Origin of the sequence: Sinorhizobium mexicanum (genome assembly GCF_013488225.1) — a bacterium.
Taxonomy (GTDB): Bacteria; Pseudomonadota; Alphaproteobacteria; order Rhizobiales; family Rhizobiaceae; genus Sinorhizobium; species Sinorhizobium mexicanum.
Genome location: NZ_CP041238.1, coordinates 3,386,915 through 3,404,516, shown reverse-complemented (window position 1 = coordinate 3,404,516; position 17,602 = coordinate 3,386,915). Strand labels below are relative to the sequence as shown.

Below are 17,602 nucleotides of genomic sequence, written 5' to 3'. Positions count from 1 at the left end.
CCTATGTCAGCAATTGACGGCAGAGGTCGACGACGTCGTTGGCCCAACCGGAAAAGAGGGCAAAGAGAACCAGCCAGACGGCCAGCATGAAATGCCAGTAGGTGGCGCAGAGCCCTATGGAGAGGTGCGCCCGGCGGTCGATCGGTGCATCCCACGTACGCAGGATTACGCGCGCCAGCACCGCGATACCGCCGATGATGTGCAGGCCGTGCATGCCGGTGAGCATGTAGAAGAAGCTGTTGGCGGGGCTGCTGGTCAGAAAATATCCGGCGGAAGAGAGCGCGCGCCAGGCGAAAAGCTGTCCGACGAGGAAGGCGAGGCCAGCGGCGAGCGCAACGAGGAGGCTCGTTCGGGCAGCCTCGTCGTTCCGCCGCTCGGCTTCGAGCTTTGCCCAATGCAGGGTGCCGCTGCTCAAAGCAAGAATGCCGGTATTGATCCAGAGAAAGCGCGGCAGCGGCAGCGGCGACCAGTCCGAAGACGCCATGCGCATGAAATAGGCACTGATGAAAAGCGTGAAGAGCGCGCCAACCACGGCGAGAAAGACACCGAGACCGACCTTTGCAGCGGGCACCGGCTCGATGCCGCGATGGTCGTGCGCATGACCCACTTCCAGCCAAGGTTTCGAGGCCAGTCGCTGTTGTGCCAGCCACCAGGCGATGATGACGGCGATGACCGCCAGGAAGACCAGCACGACCGTCATGAGGCGGCCTCGTGGGTCACGCGTCCCGGCCCAGGCTGGTTCTGCGGAATGAAGTCCTCGGGCGCGCCGGGGACACTGTAGTCGTATGCCCAGCGGTAGACGACAGGCAGTTCCTTGCCCCAGTTGCCATGCGGAGGGGGTGTCTCGGGCGTCTGCCACTCGAGCGTCGTCGCGCGCCAGGGATTGCCGCCGGCATCCCTGCCGTGGCGCAGGCTCCAGACGAGGTTGAAAAGAAAGACGATCTGGGCTGCACCGACGACGAACGCCGCGATGGTGATGAAGGCATTGAGGGTATGCACCGATTCCGGCACGAACGCCGTTTCGCCGATTTCGTAGTAGCGGCGCGGAACGCCGACGAGGCCGACATAGTGCATCGGGAAGAAGATCGCGTAGGAGCCGAGGAAGGTGACCCAGAAATGCACCTGGCCGAGCGCCTCGTTAAGCAGGCGCCCGGTGATCTTCGGATACCAGTGATAGATCGCCCCGAAGATGACCAGAATCGGCGCAACGCCCATCACCATGTGGAAATGCGCGACGACGAACATGGTGTCGGAGAGTGGCACGTCCACCACGACATTGCCGAGGAAAAGCCCGGTCAGTCCGCCGTTGACGAAGGTGACGATGAAGGCGAGTGCGAAGAGCATCGGCAGGGTCAGGTGGATGTTGCCCCGCCAAAGCGTCAGCACCCAGTTGTAGACCTTGATTGCCGTCGGCACGGCGATGATCAGCGTCGTGGTGGCGAAGAAGAAGCCGAAATACGGGTTCATGCCGCTGACGTACATGTGGTGCGCCCAGACGACCATGGACAGCGCGCCGATGATGACGATCGCCCAAACCATCATGCGATAGCCGAAGATGTTCTTGCGCGCATGCGTGCTGATGAGGTCCGAAACGATGCCGAAGGCTGGCAGGGCGACGATGTAGACCTCCGGATGACCGAAGAACCAGAAGAGATGCTGGAACAGGATCGGGCTGCCGCCGCCATATTGCAGTTGCTCGCCCATCTCGGAGATTGCCGGCATGAAGAAGCTCGTACCGAGCAGCCGATCAAAAAGCATCATGACGCAGGCGACGAACAGTGCCGGGAAGGCGAGCAGGGCCATGACTGTGGCGGTGACGATGCCCCAGACGGTCAGCGGCATGCGCATCAGCGTCATGCCACGCGCCCGGCCCTGCAGAACAGTGACGACGTAGTTGAGGCCACCCATCGTGAAGCCGATGATGAAGATGATCAGCGAAGAGAGCATCAGGATGATGCCCCAATCCTTTCCGCCGGGCGTATTGGACAGAATTGCCTGGGGTGGGTAAAGCGTCCAGCCGGCCCCGGTCGGGCCGCCGGGAGCGAAGAAGCTTGCGACCAGCACCAGGACCGCGAGCAGATAGATCCAGTAGCTCAGCATGTTCGCGTAGGGAAAGACCATGTCGCGGGCGCCGACCATCAGCGGAATGAGGTAGTTGCCGAAGCCGCCAAGGAAGAGCGCGGTCAAGAGATAGATCACCATGATCATCCCGTGCATGGTGATGAACTGGTAATAGCGATCTGCATCGATCCACGCGAAGGCACCGGGGAAGCCGAGCTGCAGGCGCATCAGCCATGAAAGCACCAGTGCGACCATGCCGATGGCCATCGCCGTCGTCGCGTATTGGATGGCGATGACTTTCGCGTCCTGGCTGAAAACGTATCGCGTCCACCAGCTGTGCGGATGATAAAGTTCAACATCCTCCACCTCGGCGGGCGGGACCGCATCGCCAATACCGGACCGGACGTCGACCATCATATTCCTCCCAGGTTCCCAGTTTCTACCCTGACGCCCCTTCTGTCTGGCGCCTCCTATTGCGCCGACGAGGCGTCGGCCGTGACCGCCTTCGGGCCATCAGCGGACGATGCCGTCAATTGCGAAAAAGTCTGCTGCTCGGCGAGCCACGTCTGGTAATCGGCCTCGCTGTCGACCACGACGGTGCCACGCATCTGCGGATGGCCGACGCCGCAGAGTTCGGCACAGAGGATCTCGAAGGTGCCCGTCCGCGTCGGCGTGAACCAGAAATAGGTCACCATGCCGGGCACCATATCCATCTTGGCGCGAAACTCCGGCACATAGAAATCATGCAGGACATCGACCGAACGCAGGAGAACCTTGACGGGCTTGCCGACCGGCAGGTGCAACTCGCCGCCTTCGATGATCACATCGTCGAGGGTCGCTGCGTCATTGCGGTTGAGCCCGAGCGTGTTCTCGGGCGCGACGTCACGGGTTTCCGACGTCCCGAGCTTTCCGTCCTTGCCCGGCAGCCGGAAACTCCACAGCCATTGCTGGCCGACGACTTCGACTTCGGTTGCTGCCGCCGGAACGGTGATGAACTGGTTCCAGACGAAAAGGCCCGGCGCCAGCATCGCGATGACGCCAACCGTCGTGCTTACGGCGAGCCAGCCTTCGAGGCGCTTGTTTTCGGGTTCATAGGCGGCCTGGTTGCCCGGCCGATGGCGGAAGCGGAAAACGCAATAAGCAGTGAACAGGACAACCGCGACGAAGACGAAGCCGGTGATCCAGAAAGTTATGATGAGAGTATTGTCTATGTAATTCCAGTTGGAGGCGATTGGTGTCCACCACCAGGGACTCAACAAATGGAACAACACTGATCCGGCGGCCAACAAAACCAGAATCACCACCACGGCCATTTCTTGTCCCTCCTACCGTAATCGGCTGTGGGCATGAATACGCAATCCGTAGAGTTCCGATCACGATTATTGCACGAACGGAAAACAGTCGCAAATCGCCCGAAAGGGTTGTTGTTCGGTTCCCCTTTCGCGCGACAGTACGCCTATTGCGAATATTGCTTGAGGTAGGCGAGCAGGTTGGAGATGTCGGTGTCGTCCTTCAGCCCGGGAAAGGCCATTTTGGTTCCCTTCACCTTTGCTTTCGGGTCGTGGAGGTAATCGCGCAACGTCGCCTCATCCCACTTGAGGCCTCCCTTGCCGGCCTCGACCATCGCCGGCGAGTAATGGAAATTGGGATGTGTGCCGGCTGTCCTGCCCAGCACGTGATTGAGCGATGGACCGACCTTGTTGGTGTCCTTGTCGACGACGTGACAGGTCTGGCATTTCTTGAAGACGGTCGCGCCAGCCTCGGCGTCGCCCTCTTGGGCGAGGGCCGTCAGCGGACAGAGTACGAGTGCCGAGAAGGAGAGGGCAACAACAGGAATTCGCATGATACTTCCTCAATTTCGCCGGGCGCGGGGCAAGGAGGACTATCGTCAAATTGTTGTATTGGCGGTGCTTGCTTCTCTCAATGGTAGCGCGCCGAAGGCGGTTGATATTTTGCGACAAGAACAAACTAAGGCCCGCCTGGCAGAAGTCAATTGCCATGTCGGGGCGGTTCCGGCGCTGCGGCGCGCGGATCAGACGCGAGTGCCCTCGGCGTCGAAGAAATGCAGGTAGTGTGCGGGAAAGCGGACCGGGACGGTACCGGAAGCTGTGAGGAAGGACCGGTCGTTGGTGAAGGCCTTGAAGCTTCTGCGGCCGAGCGACAAATGCAGGATGATGCCGAATCCGGTCGGCTCGACGAGGTCCACGGTCGCGAGCAGACTGTCCGGCCCGTGACCCGCAAGAATGACATGTTCCGGGCGGATGCCGAGCGTCGCCGGGGTATTCTCCGCGATCGACGCGGACGCATCGAGCGGAACGCTGACGCCTCCTTCCGTCTCGAAACTCGGCCGTTCGCCGGCACGATAGGTGCCCTTGAAGAAATTCATGCCGGGGGAGCCGATGAAACCCGCCACGAAGAGGTTGGCGGGACGGTCGTAGAGCTCCAGCGGGCTTCCCACCTGCTGAACCACGCCGCCGTTCATCGCGACGATGCGGTCTGCCAGCGTCATCGCTTCGATCTGGTCGTGCGTCACGTAGATCGACGTCGCGCCGAGATCCTTGTGCAGTTTCTTGATTTCGGCACGCATCTGTTCGCGCAGGCGCGCATCGAGGTTTGAAAGCGGTTCGTCGAAAAGAAAGGCCTTCGGTTGGCGGACGATCGCCCGCCCCATCGCGACGCGCTGGCGCTGGCCGCCGGAGAGCGCACGCGGGCGGCGCTCCAGCAGGGGTTCGAGACCAAGCTTGGTGGCGGCGCCGGAAACGACGGTGGTGATCCTGTCCTTGGCCGTCTTGCGCAGTCGTAGGCTGTAGCTCATGTTCTTCTCGACCGACATGTGCGGATAGAGCGCATAGGACTGGAACACCATGGCGATGTCGCGGTCCTTCGGCGCGAGCTCGTTGACGCGCTTGCCGGCGATGCGGATCTCGCCGGCCGTCACGCTTTCAAGCCCGGCGATCATGCGCAAAAGCGTGGACTTACCGCAGCCGGACGGACCGACGAGGACGACGAACTCGCCATCCTTGATCTTGAGATCGACGTCGTGCAGCACTGGGTGAATGCCGTAGGATTTCTGGATATTGGCGATATCGATGGAAGCCATGGCTAGACCAATCCTCAGCCTTTGACCGCGCCGGCCGTGAGGCCCTGGACGAGATAGCGTTGAATGAACAGGAAGAAGAGACAGGCCGGGATCAAAGCCAGCACGCCGGCGGCCATCATCTGCCCGAAATCGACCGAAAACTTCGACACGAAGGACAGGAGCCCGACCGGGAACGTCGCCTGCTCGTTGCCCGAGATCAGCATCAGCGAAAAGAGCAGTTCGCTCCAGGCCGCGGTGAAGACGAAACCGAGCGTTGCGGCAATGCCGGGCAGCGTCAGCGGCAGGATGATCTGACGGAAGGCGACGAACTGCGTGGCGCCGTCGATCATCGCCGCTTCTTCCAGATCCTTCGGAATGCCGTCGAAGAAGGACTGCATCAGAAAGGTGGCGAAGGGCACGTTGAACGCCGTGTAGACGATGACGAGGCCGGTCAAACTGTTGGTGAGCCCCAGCGGCGAGAGGATCTTGAAGATCGGCGCGACCAGCATCACCAGCGGGAACATCTGGGTGAGCAGCATCAAGGTCACCAGCCAATACTTGGCCCGGAAGCTGAAACGCGAGAGCGCGTAGCCGGAGAGTGAGGAAAGGATCGTCACGATCACCGCGGTCGAGCCCGAAACGATCAGGCTATTGCGGAAGAAAACCGGAAAAGAACTGTGCCTGAGCACGAAGTCGAAATGCTCGAAGCTGGCGCGCGACGGCCAGAGCCGCACACCCTCGGTGTAGAGCAGATCGTTCGGCGTGACCGCGACCTTGAGGAGCCAGAACAGGGGGAAGAGCGCAAAGGCGATGTAGGCGAGGATCGCCAGGCGGTGGGCAACGGTGAGGAAGGCTGATTTGGCGCGCATTGGTGTCAATCCTTGCTCAGGAGCCACTGTCTCAGGATGACGAGCAGCAGCGAATAGGCGAGGAGCAGCGCCAGAAGCACCAGCGCGATCGCCGAGGCATAGCCGAAATCGAGCCGTTTGAAGGCCTGGGTGAAGATGTAGCTCGCGACGATCTGTGTCCGGTCGGCCGGGCCGCCATTGGTCATGACGATGATGAGGTCGGCGAAATTCGAGATCCAGACCGTGCGGAGCAGAATGGTGATCGCGATCGTCGGAGCAAGGAAGGGAAGGGTGATCGAAAGGAAGCGCTGGACCGGCCCCGCCCCGTCGATGCTCGCAGCCTCGTAGAGATCGCGCGGGATCGCCTGCAGCGCGGCAAGCAGCGTGATCGCGAAGAAGGGTATACCCCACCAGATATTGGCGACGATCGGCCCCCACATGGCAAGCTGCGGATCGGACAGGATATTGGCCGGCTGGCTCATGAGCCCGAGGCCGTAGAGCCAATGCGGCAGCGGGCCGACGACTGGATTGAAGAGCCATGCCCAGTTGAGACCGGCGAGGAAACTCGGGACGGCCCAGGGCAGGAAGACCAGCGCCTGGGCGATCGCACGGCCGGGAAACGGTTTGTCGAGCAGGAGGGCGAGGATCAGCCCGAAGGTGAACTGCAGCAGCACGGAAGCGCCGGTCCACCAGAGCGTGTTGCGGAGCGCGCGGAAAAACGCCTGGTCCTCAGACAATGCCCTGAAGTGATCGAGGCCGACGAAGGCACCGGAGAAGGGGTTGAGCAGTTGTATGTCCCGGAAGGCATAGGAGACGCCGAGCACCAGTGGCACGAGCATGACCGCGACGATCAGGATCAGCGCTGGCGCACTGTAAAGATAGGGTGCGGAGGCATCGGCGATGCGTTTCATCAGCGGTGGACGAATTGCAGGCAGGCCGTTGTGGCGTGCGGCATAGGCCATCGTTCGAAATTTCCCCTTTTGACCGCCGTTACGATCGGCGCCTTCTTGTCGTTTGGTTTGAAGACCGGCGGCGGCCGGGAGCCGCCGCCGGTGCCGATCTTACTTCTTGTTCGCCAGGTACTTCTGCTGCGCCTTGGTCAGATAGTCGGCCCACTGGTTGGCGAGGTCTTCCGGCGTGATGTCGCCGAGCAGCGCTTCCTGGGTGGTCTTGATCGCCAGCGAATCCTTGAAGAAGGCGAATTCTTCGAGATAGGTCGGCATAACGGTCAGCACGACATCCTTGTCGGCGAGCTCATCGAACCAGCCCTTGAATTGCGGGCTGGCATAGAAGGGGTCCTTCTCGGCGGACTTGTGCACCGGCAGCGCCCCGGTACGCTTGTTCCACTCGATGTTGCCTTCCGGCCCTTCGAGCGTTTCGATGAGCTTCCAGGAGAGATCCTTGTTCTGGCTCGCGGTAAGCATCGACCAGCCGGCAAAGCCGATGGTGGTGAAGGCCTTGCCGCTCGGACCCTTCGGCATGGTGGTGACACCGAAATCGTCAGGCTTCATGCGCTGGGCAATCGCAATCAGCGCATCGGGGTCCTGGTCGAGGAAGGCGCAGGTGCCGCTATAGAAGCCGGCGACGATTTCGTTGAAGCCCCAGTTGACGCTGTCCTTTGGCGCGAGCCCCTTCTTGTAGAGGTCGATGACCCAGGTGAGACCCTTGACCCATCCCTCGCTGTTCATCGTCGAGGTGCCGTCTTCGTTGAAGAACTTGTTGTCGCCGGCCATGGTCGCGCCGAACATCACCCAGCCGTTGAGGCCACCCGGACCGCCGCGCAGGCAGTAGCCGGATTTTCCCGGCAGCTTGGAAACCGCCTCGGACGCCTTGACGAAATCGTCCATCGTCTTCGGCGGTTCGGCAACGCCGGCCTCGGAGAGCAGCTTCTTGTTGTAGAACATCGCGCGGAGATAGAAGCCGTAGGGCAGCATGTAGGCAGTGTCGTTGACATCGCGGCCGAGCTCGAGCGCGCGCTCCGTCAGGCCGGGGGTGTGCTCCCACTTTTCGAGATAGGGCTCGAGGCTTTCGAGCATGCCGTTGTTGGCGTAAAGCGAGAGCCAGGTGTCCGGCATTTCCATGACGTCCGGCACTTCGCCGGCCGACACCATGGTCGCGAATTTCTGGAAGGCTTCGCCCCAGGGCAGCGAGATGATCTCGACGGTGGTGCCGGGGTTTGCCGCCTCGAACTTGGCGACGATCGACTTCAGCGTCTCGGTGCGCTCGGGGCTGGTGATGACCTCGACGAGTTTCAACTTGGTGTCGGCGAGCGCGCTGCCGGCCATCAGCGTCGCAAGCAGCGTAGCGGTGATCAGTTTCCTCATTTTCAGTTCCCCTTTTCTTAGGTGTTCGGGTGTTACTGTGTCGTCAGCCTAGCGAAGCGACGGCGATCGCCGCTTCGAGATCGCTCCAGAGGGCCTCCGTTCCCTCCAGGCCGACATGGAGCCGTACCGACCGCGGTGATATGCCGAAGGCGGCCGCGGAATTGGGCTGGGCTTTCTGCGCCAGAACGACTTCGCCCGGCACGATGAGGCTTTCGTGGCCGCCCCAGGAAACGCCGAGCTTGAACAGTTCGAGGTGATCGGCGAAACGGCGCACATCGACGCCCTCGCGGAAGATGAACGAGAACAGGCCGGACGTGCCGGAAAGGCCCGGCGGCAGGTGATTGCCGAGACCGGGATGGCAAACCGTTTCGACCAGCGGATGGCTCTGCAGGCGCTGCGCGACGGCGAGTGCCGAGCGTTCGTGCGCCTTCATCCGGATCGGCAGCGTGCGAAGCCCGCGGATCAAGAGCCAGGCGTCGAACGGTGAAAGCTTGCCGCCGAGATAGGGATAGGCTTCCGAGCGGATTCGGCCGATCAGGTCCTTCGAGCCGGCAACGACGCCGGCTACGACGTCGCTATGGCCGCCGAGATATTTCGAGGCAGAGTGGATGACGAGATCGACGCCAAGCGCGATCGGCTGCTGGAACACCGGGCTCGCCCAACTGTTGTCGATCGCGGTGATCACGCCCTCAGCCTTTGCGAGCGCCGCAAGGGCGGCAACGTCGTGCGTGTCCATGACCCAGCTCGTCGGACTTTCCATGTAAAAGAGCTTGGCGCCGGGGAGCGCCTTTGCCACCGCCTCCTCGTCGCGTCCGTCGACATAGGTCACCTCGACGCGCATGCGCTTCAGGTGCGTGCCGAACAGCCGGAAGGCGTCGGGATAGACATGCTTGACCGCGACGATACGGTCGCCCGGCTCGACGAAGGAAAGAACGGTCGATGAGATCGCCGACATGCCGCTCGCGAATCCGATCGCATCCTCGGCGCCTTCGAGCTTCGCCAGCATCTCCTCGAACATCCGGACGGTCGGATTGAGGCCGCGGGTATAGATCGGCCGCACGCGCTCGCCCCGGTAGGAGGCCACCATGTCGTCATAGTCCTTGAAGGTGAACAGCGACGTCTGGACGATCGGTGGCACGACGGCATCGAAGGCATTGCCTTCGTCATGCGCGACGATGAGGGATGCTGCATCGAACGGATCGAAGCCGGTGGTCATTTGGACATTTCCTTGATGTCTTCCTCGACGATGGCGAGAATCTTCAGTGTTTCTTCGCGCGCGGCGTTGGCGTCCTGCGCTGCGATGGCGTTGAAAAGCGTGCGGTGGAACGGAAAGGAGCGCCGGGCAAAATCCGGCCGGTCGAACGGCTTCTCCCAGAATTGTTCGAACGCCTCGCGCATCTGCTCGAGAAGCTGGCGGAAGAGCGGGTTGTGGGTGGCGTCATAGATCGCGAGATGGAAGGCCAGGTCTTCCGGCCCGGACGTGCCCTTGGCGAGATGCACGCGTTCCATTTCGTCAAGCTTTGTCTGGATGTTGACGAGGTCCAAATCGGTGCGGCGGTGTGCGGCGACCATGCCGGCCTCGACCTCGATGCCGCGCCGCACTTCGAGCGTCTGCAGAAGCGCGTCGCGCAGGTGTTCTGTATCGAGCGCCAGCGGCATGTGGATCGTCGCGCCGGAAATGGCGCGCAGCAGATAGGTGCCGCTGCCTTTGCGCGCCTCCATGACGCCGAGCGCCTGGAAATGGCTGAGGACCTCGCGGACCGTGGAACGCCCGACGGCGAGCGCGGCCATCAGTTCGCGCTCGGCCGGCAGCCGATCGCCCGGCTTCAGGCCGGCATGCTGGATGTAGTCGGCAAGTGCGGCAATGACCTGTTGCACCCGGTCGACGGGGGGCAGTGGAACAAGCGTTGCCTTTTCTTGCTGAGGCATCCTCTCTCCCGCGGTGCCAAATTGGTCTGACATCTGAGCAATATGCAGGCGCTACACCCGGCGGTCAAGCGGCAAACTCGGGTCTTCGGTCAGTGACGCGGAAGCCGGCCGTGGTAGCGGCCTTGTCGGAGCGCACGAGGGGAGTCCTCGGCCCCACGGCGGCAGCGATCCCTTGACCGTTGCCGTGACTGGGCGCGATATCAGAGCGAGGAGTTCAACGATGAGATATCGAGTTTTTGCGGCTCTCGCCCTTGCCGTGGCAGTGACCGTATCTGGCTTGTCGGCGGCCGATGCGAATGCGCAGATGCGAACGGGGAAGGGGGAGTATTACAGCGGCATCCAGCGCAAGCATTGGCCGGGCTATCTCTTTTTCTGGATCACCGGCCGCGATCGCGAGACTGCCCTTGGTGCGCCCGAAAGGAATGCAGCCGGAGCCAAGCAGCCGCCGAAGAGCGGCAGGAACTATCCGGCCCAATAGCTGCTGCATGCTTCCCTATCTCGGAGTCGATTTAAGGATAAAATCGTGCAGCCATTCAAAGTGCTACAGCTACCGTTGCCCGTCCGATTGGACGCGGCGCTGTAGGCGAAGGACGCCGGTGCGAGATGCCGGCGGCCCCTTCATGGCTTACAGAAAACGCTCGCCGTCAGACCTTGGCGACATGGACCTCGCGCGGCAGCGAGGAGAGGACCTCCGGACCATCGGCGCGCAGGATCACGATATCCTCGAGCCGAATGCCGAAATGGCCGGGCAGGTAGATGCCGGGCTCGATGGAAAACACCATGCCTTCCTCAAGAATCGTTTCCGAGGTCGCGGTGATGTAGGGCGGCTCGTGACCGTCGATGCCCATGCCGTGGCCGGTGCGATGCACGAAATATTCGCCATAGCCGGCATCGGTAATCACCTTGCGCGCGGCCGCATCAACCTCCTTCGCCGCCACGCCGGGACGGGCGACCTTCATTGCGGCCTGCACCGCTTTTTCAACGATCGTGTGGATCTGGCCATAGCCCTCCGGCGCGCGGCCCACGACCGCCATCCGGGTAATATCGCTTGGAAAACCCAGCTTGCGGCCGCCGATATCGATCACCACCGCGTCGCCCTCTTCGATAACGCGGTCGCTGGCGGAATGGTGCGGAAAAGCGCCGTTGCCGCCGGAGCCGACGATCCAGAACGCCGGCGCTGCGCCTTCCGAGGAAAAGTGGGCGCGGATCTCGGCCGCGAGTTCCTTCTCCGTCATGCCGGGGCAAACCTTCGAAAAGGCGGCCTGCATCGCCCGGTCGGCGATCGCTGCGTTCATCTTGAGGAGTTCGTATTCGCTACGGTCCTTGCGCATGCGCAGTGCGCCAAGCGTGCCAGGGGTAAAATCACGCGCGGTGTCGTCCGGCAGGTTGTCGAGAAGCAGCAGCGCAAAATCCGCACGCATCGTCTCGTCGAGAACGACGCGGCCTGGCCGCTCGGCACCGAGTCCGGCAAGCGCCGCCTTTAGCGCCAGAACGGGTCCTTCCGCATCCGACCAGCTGTAGAAGTCAATGTCGGTATGCTCGCGCGTGCCTTCGGCATTGAGCCCCGGCATCAGGAAGGCTTCCCGCTCCGGCGCAATCAGGAGCAGGCAGGGACGCTCGTCCGGATGCGGATGGAAGCCCAACACCCAGTCCATGTGCGATCCCGGCGCGATAGCGATAAGCCCCGTGCCGGTTTCCTTCATTCGCTCGCGCAGCGCGGTGAGCCGCATCGTCGTCTGTTCGTTCATGTGGTTGCGTCCTGTGTTGATGGTGGGTGAAAATGCTGCTTGCGGGACGTGCGTCAGATGTGCGGTCCCCGGCATCAGCGTGGCTTGTGTTTTTTCGCGACACCGCGGCGGCTTGCGGCACGCGTCACCGCCAGGCTGTTGTCCGGGTCGCCGGAAGGCTCGCCATCGCCGAAGACGTCCATTGTACAGGTATGCAGGATGGTCGTCGGCTTGCTCGTGTGGTTCCAGGTGGCGTGGGTGCGCGTGGATGGGAAATGGGCAGAGTCGCCGGACTCCAGAACGATGCGCTCGCCGTCGATCTCCAGGGTCAGCGAGCCCTCGAGGATGAAGTAGATCTCCTCGCCTTCATGCGACATCGGTTCGCTTCGGCGCCCGGGCGGCTCATGAATGATCGTGCTTCGAAGGACATTGCCGGGGAAGGCGGCGGAAAGGCGTTCGTAGGAGACGTTGCCATCGCCGTCGCCAAGCGCATAGATCGGACGATGCGCGCGGCGGGTGACGGGCGAGGCAAGCTTCGGCGGCGTGAACACGGTGCCGACTTCGACTTTCAACGTGCGGCAGACGGCGATCAGCGATGTGAGCGAAGGCACAGTAATGCCGCGCTCGATCTGTGAAATGAAGCCGACCGAAAAGCCCGAGCGGTCGGCGACGGTCTGGAGCGTCAGCTTCAGTTCCTTCCGGCGCCGGCGCAGCCGCTCGCCGAGCGGCGGATCGCCCACGCCAACGTGCGCTTCCTGAGCGTTCTCCGTCTTCAACGGACGCCTCCCGCATTTTTAGTATTTCTTCAAAGTTGGAGCACTCGCGAGTCGCTGTCAACGGCTTTTTTAGCCCCACTAAAAATCCATTTTGCGCATGAGCTCGGGCGGGTTTGCGGCTCCTTCGGGAGGGGGTTCAGCCGGCGAGGCTGAGCAGCTTGGCAATCGCCTGCTGGTCAAAACCGCCGATGCCCTCGCGGATATCGGCCCCGATTGCGTCGGCCACGGCGTCCTCGTCGCGCCGTCTCAGCGCCTCGATCGCCTCGCGATGACGATCGACGACGTAGAGTTCGGCGACATGTTCCATGGCGATGCCGAGAATGGGCCCGAGTTGCAGCCACACGCTTTCGATTAGCGGCATGGCGATCTGGTCGGGATTGGCCATGTAGATCTGCCGATGGAAATCCTGGTTGGCGATCAGCGCCGCAGCCTTCTGGCCAGCGAGGATCGCGGCCTCGATGGCCTCGTCGATGGCGACGATGCGATCGATCTGCCGCTCCGAAAGATGGGCGACCGCCCTGCGGGCGGCGTGGCTTTCGAGCACGATCCGTAGCGATATCAGTTCCTCGAAGCGCGCAGGGGTGATGCGCGGCACGACGATGCGGCGGTTTTCGAGGAAGTGCAGGGCGCCGATCGACGTCAACTGCCGCAGCGCCTCGCGGACCGGCGTCGGGCTGCTCTCCAGCGCTTCGGCCAAACCGCGGATCGTCACCGACGTTCCGGGACGAAAGGCGCCGACCATGATCGCCTGCCTGAGGCGTGCAAACGCATAGTCATGCGTGGTCATGCCTTCCGGCCGTTCCAACGCCGGCAAAACAAGGGCCTTCAAGATTGCGATTCCTCCTGCCGCATTGGTTCGCGGGGGCTGATAGCACCGGCCAAGCTTGACTTCAAATCGTGAATTATGTCAACTTTCGACAAATGTGATCACAAATAAGAATTGAGATATGTCTCTAGAGGCGGAAGATCCAAGTGCATTCAAGCTCTGGCTGGAACAGAACGGTCCGATCGAAAGCATCCAGGCGGTTATCTGTGACCTGAACGGCATCATGCGCGGCAAGCGCGTGCCGGTCGAACAGGCCTCCAAGGTGCTTGGCGGCGGCATCCGCATGCCGCTCTCGATCGTCGGCGTCGATGTCTGGGGAGAGGACATCATCGGCAGCGAACAGGTCTTCGCGACCGGCGACCGCGACGGAATCTGCGGGGTCACCGGGCGCGGAGCACTGCCGGTCAACTGGACGTCCCGGCCGAGCGCGCTGGTGCCGCTCTGGCTCTTCATCGAGGATGGCAAGCCGTTTCTTGCCGATCCGCGTCAAGCACTTGCGGCAATCGTCGGGGAATACCGCGAACTTGGCCTGCGCCCCGTCGTCGCGACGGAGCTGGAATTCTACCTGATCGACCCGGAGCCTGACAGCGCCGTGCCGCCGATCTCGCCCTATACCGGCAAGCGGCTGGATTCCGACGCGATCCTGTCGATCGACGAGCTTGATGATTTCGGCGAGTTCTTCTCCGACGTCTACAAGGAATGCGCCAGGCAGAACGTGCCGGCCGATGCAGCGATCGCCGAGAACGGCATCGGCCAGTTCGAGATCAACCTCTTGCACACCGACGATCCGCTGAAGGCGGCGGACGACGCGATCTTCTTCAAGCGCATCGTCAAGGGCGTTGCGCGCAAGCACGGGCTCGCTGCGACCTTCATGGCCAAGCCCTACGGTACGCGCTCCGGCAACGGCATGCACATCCATTTCAGCCTGCTCGACGAGGAGGGCAACAACGTCTTCAACGATGGCAGCGACGAGGGATCGCCGATCCTGAGGCACGCGGTCGCCGGACTACTGCGCGGCATGGCGGAGACCACGCTCATGTTTGCGCCGCATTTCAATTCCTACAGGCGGCTTCGGCCCGACACCCATGCGCCGACCTCGATTTCCTGGGGCTATGAGAACCGCACCTCGGCCATTCGCATCCCGGGCGGCAACCCGGCGGCGCGACGCATCGAACATCGGGTGGCCGGTGCCGATGCGAACCCTTACCTCGTCATCGCGGCGATCCTCGGTGCCGCCCTCGTCGGTATACGCAACAAATGGAAGCCCGCGGCGCCTGTCGAGGGGCGGGCCTACGACGCGGAGAAACTGCCCAAGATCCCCGCCGAGTGGGGGCAGGCGGTCGATGCCTTCGAGGCCGGACCGATTGCCGCCGAGATTTTCGACCCCGTGCTTCGCTCCATGATGATCGCCTGCAAGCGCCAGGAGATCGCCGGCTTTGCTGAGCAGGTTACGGACTATGAATTCAGCGCCTATCTGGAAATCGTATGATGGCAAACGCGAAGAAATCCTATGCTGGCGACGGCAGCTATCCGACGAGCTACTACGCTGCCTCGCGCAACATCGTCCGCACCCCGATCAAGCTTCAGGGCCGCATCGAAACTGATATCTGCGTTGTCGGCGCCGGCTATTCCGGCCTGTCGACAGCAATCCACCTGGCCGAAAAGGGCTACAAGGTCACGGTGATCGAAGGCGCGCAGGTAGGGTGGGGTGCCTCCGGGCGCAATGGCGGTCAGGTCGTCAACGGCCTCAATGCCGGCCTTTCGACCATCCAGCGCCGTTACGGCGAGGATGCGGCACGCTTCATCGGTGGGCTGGTGCAGGAGGGCGCGCGAATCATCCGCCGGCTCGTCAGCCAATACCACATCGACTGTGACCTGAAGCCCGGCAACATCTATGCCGCCTATACCGCCGCGCACATGAAGGAGCTGGAAGCCAAGCAGGCGTTGTGGCGCCAATACGGAATGGACGACCACCAGCTTCTCGACCGCGAGGCGCTCAGGAAGCTGGTCAATTCCGATGCCTATTGCGGCGGCATGCTCGACACGACGGGCGGGCACATGCATCCGCTCAATCTGGTGCTCGGCGAGGCTCGCGCTCTCGAAAGCCTTGGCGGCACGATTTACGAAATGTCGCCGGTCACCCGCGTGGACCACGAGGCGGCGCGGCCGACCGTCTACACGCAAGAGGGTGAGGTCTCCGCTCGCATCGTCGTGCTTTGCGGCAACGCCTATCTCGGCGACGCGGTGCCGAAGCTCGTTTCGCGTGTCATGCCGGTCTCGACGCAGATGATCACCACGGCGCCGCTTGGCGAGGAACTCGCCCATTCGCTGATCCCGAGCGACATGTGCGTGGAGGACGTGCGCTATATTCTCGACTATTTCCGGCTCTCTGCCGATAAGCGGATGATTTTCGGTGGCGGCACTGTCTATGGCGGCACGGATCCGGCGGATGTCGTCGCGAAACTCAGGCCCAATCTCGAAAAGGTTTTCCCGCGCCTAAAGGGCGTGAAGATCGACTATGCCTGGAGCGGGAATTTCGCGCTCTCCTTCACGCGCGTGCCGCAGATGGGACGGATCGGAGCCAACACCTATTTCGCCCATGGCTATAGCGGGCATGGCGTCACCGGTTCCCATCTCTTCGGTCGCACGCTTGCCGAGGCGATCGACGGCGACACGTCGCGCTTCGACGTCTTCGAGAGGCTGCCGTGGTATCCGTTTCCGGGTGGGCGGATGTTCCGCGCGCAATATTCGACGATCGGCTCCTGGTGGTATTCCTTCAAGGATGCCGTCGGCTGGTAATGGTCGACTTTCCGGAGTTTCGCGTCCAAATCGATTCCTCTAGGGCCAATGATGCGCTAGAATTTTCTCGGCTGGACCGTCTGACCGGCGCGTCCGGATCGGGCGCGATATCCGGCGTGCTGCAATGGCGCGCCACGGGACTTTTCCTCGGTCCGATCTCAACAGTCGAGATCGCGGCAAACGCGACGCGTGAACATGTACCGCAGGGCATTCATGCCCTAATCGCGGGCCAGGCCATGACGGAGTGGCCGCGGTTGATCAGGGAGGTCAGAGATGTTCATACGCTTCGGTTACGAGATCGGCGTTCGGTGCACGCAGCCGACGCCGATGATGACCTATCTTTCGGTTGTACCCGAACGGCGTGGCAACATCCTCCGTGAACGCGGCCCCGTCGCATCTCCGATCCTGGCGATGGAGGAAATCACTGACCCCCACGGCAACGCCTGCCTGCGGATGGTCTTGCACGCGGGCGAAACCAAGCTCAGCTATGACGCTGTGATCAAGGACGACGGCAGGCCCGATGCCTCGGATCCACTGGCAGAAGCCGTGCCAGTGGAGCGGCTTCCAGCGGCCTGGCTGCCTTACCTTTCCGCCAGCCGCTATTGCGAGATCGACCGGCTCGGTGCGCTGGCGTGGAAGCTTTTCGGTGACGTTCCCGCCGGATGGCAGCGCGTCCAGGCGATCTGTGACTATGTCCATGATCGGTTGGTTTTCAGCTATGGCTATGCGCAGGCAATGCGCACGGCGCTGGAGGCGCACGAGGATCGCCTGGGGGTCAGCCGCGATTATGCTCATCTCGCGATTGCTTTTTGCCGCTGCATGAACATGCCGGCGCGCTACGTCAACGGCTACATGACCAATGTCGGCGTGCCCGAGAGCCCGGCACCCATGGATTTCAATGCCTGGTTCGAGGTCTATCTCGGCGATGGCTGGTATACGTTCGACGCCAAGAACAATGCGCGGCGCATCGGCCGCATTCCTGTCGCGCGCGGCCGCGACGCGGCGGACATCCCGTTGATCCAGACCTTCGGAAAGCATGAGCTCACCGCCTTTACGGTGTGGACCTCGGTCGAAACCGATGTCTCGCTCGCCCGGTCGCACCGCGCGGCCGACGTTTCGCTGCTGACGCCCTGGTTCAGCGAAACCTGGTCGCGACATCTGCAAGAGCGCGACCGCAACCGGCACTGAACATGGCAATGTCGCCGTAAACGGATTTTTCATTTCCGGCGCGAT

17 protein-coding genes are annotated in these 17,602 nt (G+C 62.2%); 4 read left to right on the top strand and 13 right to left on the bottom strand.

Annotated features, from left to right (window positions below; translation table 11 throughout):
* Position 1 precedes the first annotated feature (1 nt).
* From FKV68_RS16145 to FKV68_RS16100, 10 genes are all read right to left on the bottom strand, one after another.
* Entirely contained in the window at positions 2 to 700 is a 699-nt protein-coding gene (locus FKV68_RS16145; RefSeq protein WP_180938825.1) for a cytochrome c oxidase subunit 3, read from the bottom strand.
* Positions 697 to 2,478: a cytochrome c oxidase subunit I gene (gene ctaD, locus FKV68_RS16140; protein WP_180938824.1), complete on the bottom strand. Its 1,782-nt coding sequence runs from the start codon at positions 2,476 to 2,478 to the stop codon at positions 697 to 699. Before ctaD ends, FKV68_RS16145 begins: the two co-directional genes overlap by 4 nt.
* 53 nt (positions 2,479 to 2,531) lie before the next feature.
* On the bottom strand, positions 2,532 to 3,374 hold the full coding sequence (locus tag FKV68_RS16135) for a cytochrome c oxidase subunit II (protein WP_180938823.1): 843 nt from the start codon (positions 3,372 to 3,374) through the stop codon (positions 2,532 to 2,534).
* A gap of 143 nt (positions 3,375 to 3,517) precedes the next feature.
* A complete protein-coding gene (locus FKV68_RS16130) occupies positions 3,518 to 3,904 on the bottom strand; it encodes a c-type cytochrome (protein ID WP_180938822.1) in 387 nt (128 codons plus the stop codon).
* A gap of 189 nt (positions 3,905 to 4,093) precedes the next feature.
* Positions 4,094 to 5,161, bottom strand: a complete 1,068-nt coding sequence (locus tag FKV68_RS16125; RefSeq protein WP_180938821.1) for an ABC transporter ATP-binding protein — start codon at positions 5,159 to 5,161, stop codon at positions 4,094 to 4,096.
* Positions 5,162 to 5,175: 14 nt separating this feature from the next.
* Positions 5,176 to 6,009 carry a carbohydrate ABC transporter permease gene (locus FKV68_RS16120; RefSeq protein WP_180938820.1) on the bottom strand — a complete coding sequence of 278 codons (834 nt, stop codon included), beginning with the start codon at positions 6,007 to 6,009 and terminating at the stop codon, positions 5,176 to 5,178.
* A gap of 5 nt (positions 6,010 to 6,014) precedes the next feature.
* Positions 6,015 to 6,950 carry a carbohydrate ABC transporter permease gene (locus FKV68_RS16115; RefSeq protein ID WP_180938819.1) on the bottom strand — a complete coding sequence of 312 codons (936 nt, stop codon included), beginning with the start codon at positions 6,948 to 6,950 and terminating at the stop codon, positions 6,015 to 6,017.
* Positions 6,951 to 7,049: 99 nt separating this feature from the next.
* Positions 7,050 to 8,312 carry an ABC transporter substrate-binding protein gene (locus FKV68_RS16110; RefSeq protein WP_180938818.1) on the bottom strand — a complete coding sequence of 421 codons (1,263 nt, stop codon included), beginning with the start codon at positions 8,310 to 8,312 and terminating at the stop codon, positions 7,050 to 7,052.
* 43 nt (positions 8,313 to 8,355) lie between these two features.
* Entirely contained in the window at positions 8,356 to 9,528 is a 1,173-nt protein-coding gene (locus tag FKV68_RS16105; protein WP_180938817.1) for a PLP-dependent transferase, read from the bottom strand.
* Positions 9,525 to 10,241, bottom strand: a complete 717-nt coding sequence (locus FKV68_RS16100; protein ID WP_180938816.1) for a FadR/GntR family transcriptional regulator — start codon at positions 10,239 to 10,241, stop codon at positions 9,525 to 9,527. Before FKV68_RS16100 ends, FKV68_RS16105 begins: the two co-directional genes overlap by 4 nt.
* A gap of 220 nt (positions 10,242 to 10,461) precedes the next feature.
* Here FKV68_RS16100 and FKV68_RS16095 point away from each other — a divergent pair, with 220 nt between their 5' ends.
* Complete coding sequence (locus FKV68_RS16095) at positions 10,462 to 10,719, top strand: hypothetical protein (RefSeq protein ID WP_180938815.1); 258 nt, start codon at positions 10,462 to 10,464, stop codon at positions 10,717 to 10,719.
* Between the two features lie 166 nt (positions 10,720 to 10,885).
* Here the strand turns inward: FKV68_RS16095 and FKV68_RS16090 are convergent, their stop codons facing one another.
* The 3 genes from FKV68_RS16090 to FKV68_RS16080 form a co-directional block, all read right to left on the bottom strand.
* Positions 10,886 to 11,989, bottom strand: a complete 1,104-nt coding sequence (locus FKV68_RS16090; RefSeq protein WP_180938814.1) for a M24 family metallopeptidase — start codon at positions 11,987 to 11,989, stop codon at positions 10,886 to 10,888.
* A 74-nt stretch (positions 11,990 to 12,063) separates the two neighbouring features.
* A complete protein-coding gene (locus FKV68_RS16085; RefSeq protein ID WP_209647225.1) occupies positions 12,064 to 12,744 on the bottom strand; it encodes a helix-turn-helix domain-containing protein in 681 nt (226 codons plus the stop codon).
* A 136-nt stretch (positions 12,745 to 12,880) separates the two neighbouring features.
* Positions 12,881 to 13,573 carry a GntR family transcriptional regulator gene (locus tag FKV68_RS16080; RefSeq protein WP_180938813.1) on the bottom strand — a complete coding sequence of 231 codons (693 nt, stop codon included), beginning with the start codon at positions 13,571 to 13,573 and terminating at the stop codon, positions 12,881 to 12,883.
* 118 nt (positions 13,574 to 13,691) lie between these two features.
* Between FKV68_RS16080 and FKV68_RS16075 the strand changes: the two genes are divergently transcribed.
* From FKV68_RS16075 to FKV68_RS16065, 3 genes are all read left to right on the top strand, one after another.
* Entirely contained in the window at positions 13,692 to 15,059 is a 1,368-nt protein-coding gene (locus tag FKV68_RS16075) for a glutamine synthetase family protein (protein ID WP_180938812.1), read from the top strand.
* A complete protein-coding gene (locus FKV68_RS16070) occupies positions 15,056 to 16,369 on the top strand; it encodes an NAD(P)/FAD-dependent oxidoreductase (protein WP_180938811.1) in 1,314 nt (437 codons plus the stop codon). Before FKV68_RS16075 ends, FKV68_RS16070 begins: the two co-directional genes overlap by 4 nt.
* Before the next feature lie 273 nt (positions 16,370 to 16,642).
* On the top strand, positions 16,643 to 17,557 hold the full coding sequence (locus tag FKV68_RS16065; RefSeq protein WP_180938810.1) for a transglutaminase-like domain-containing protein: 915 nt from the start codon (positions 16,643 to 16,645) through the stop codon (positions 17,555 to 17,557).
* Positions 17,558 to 17,602 lie beyond the last annotated feature (45 nt).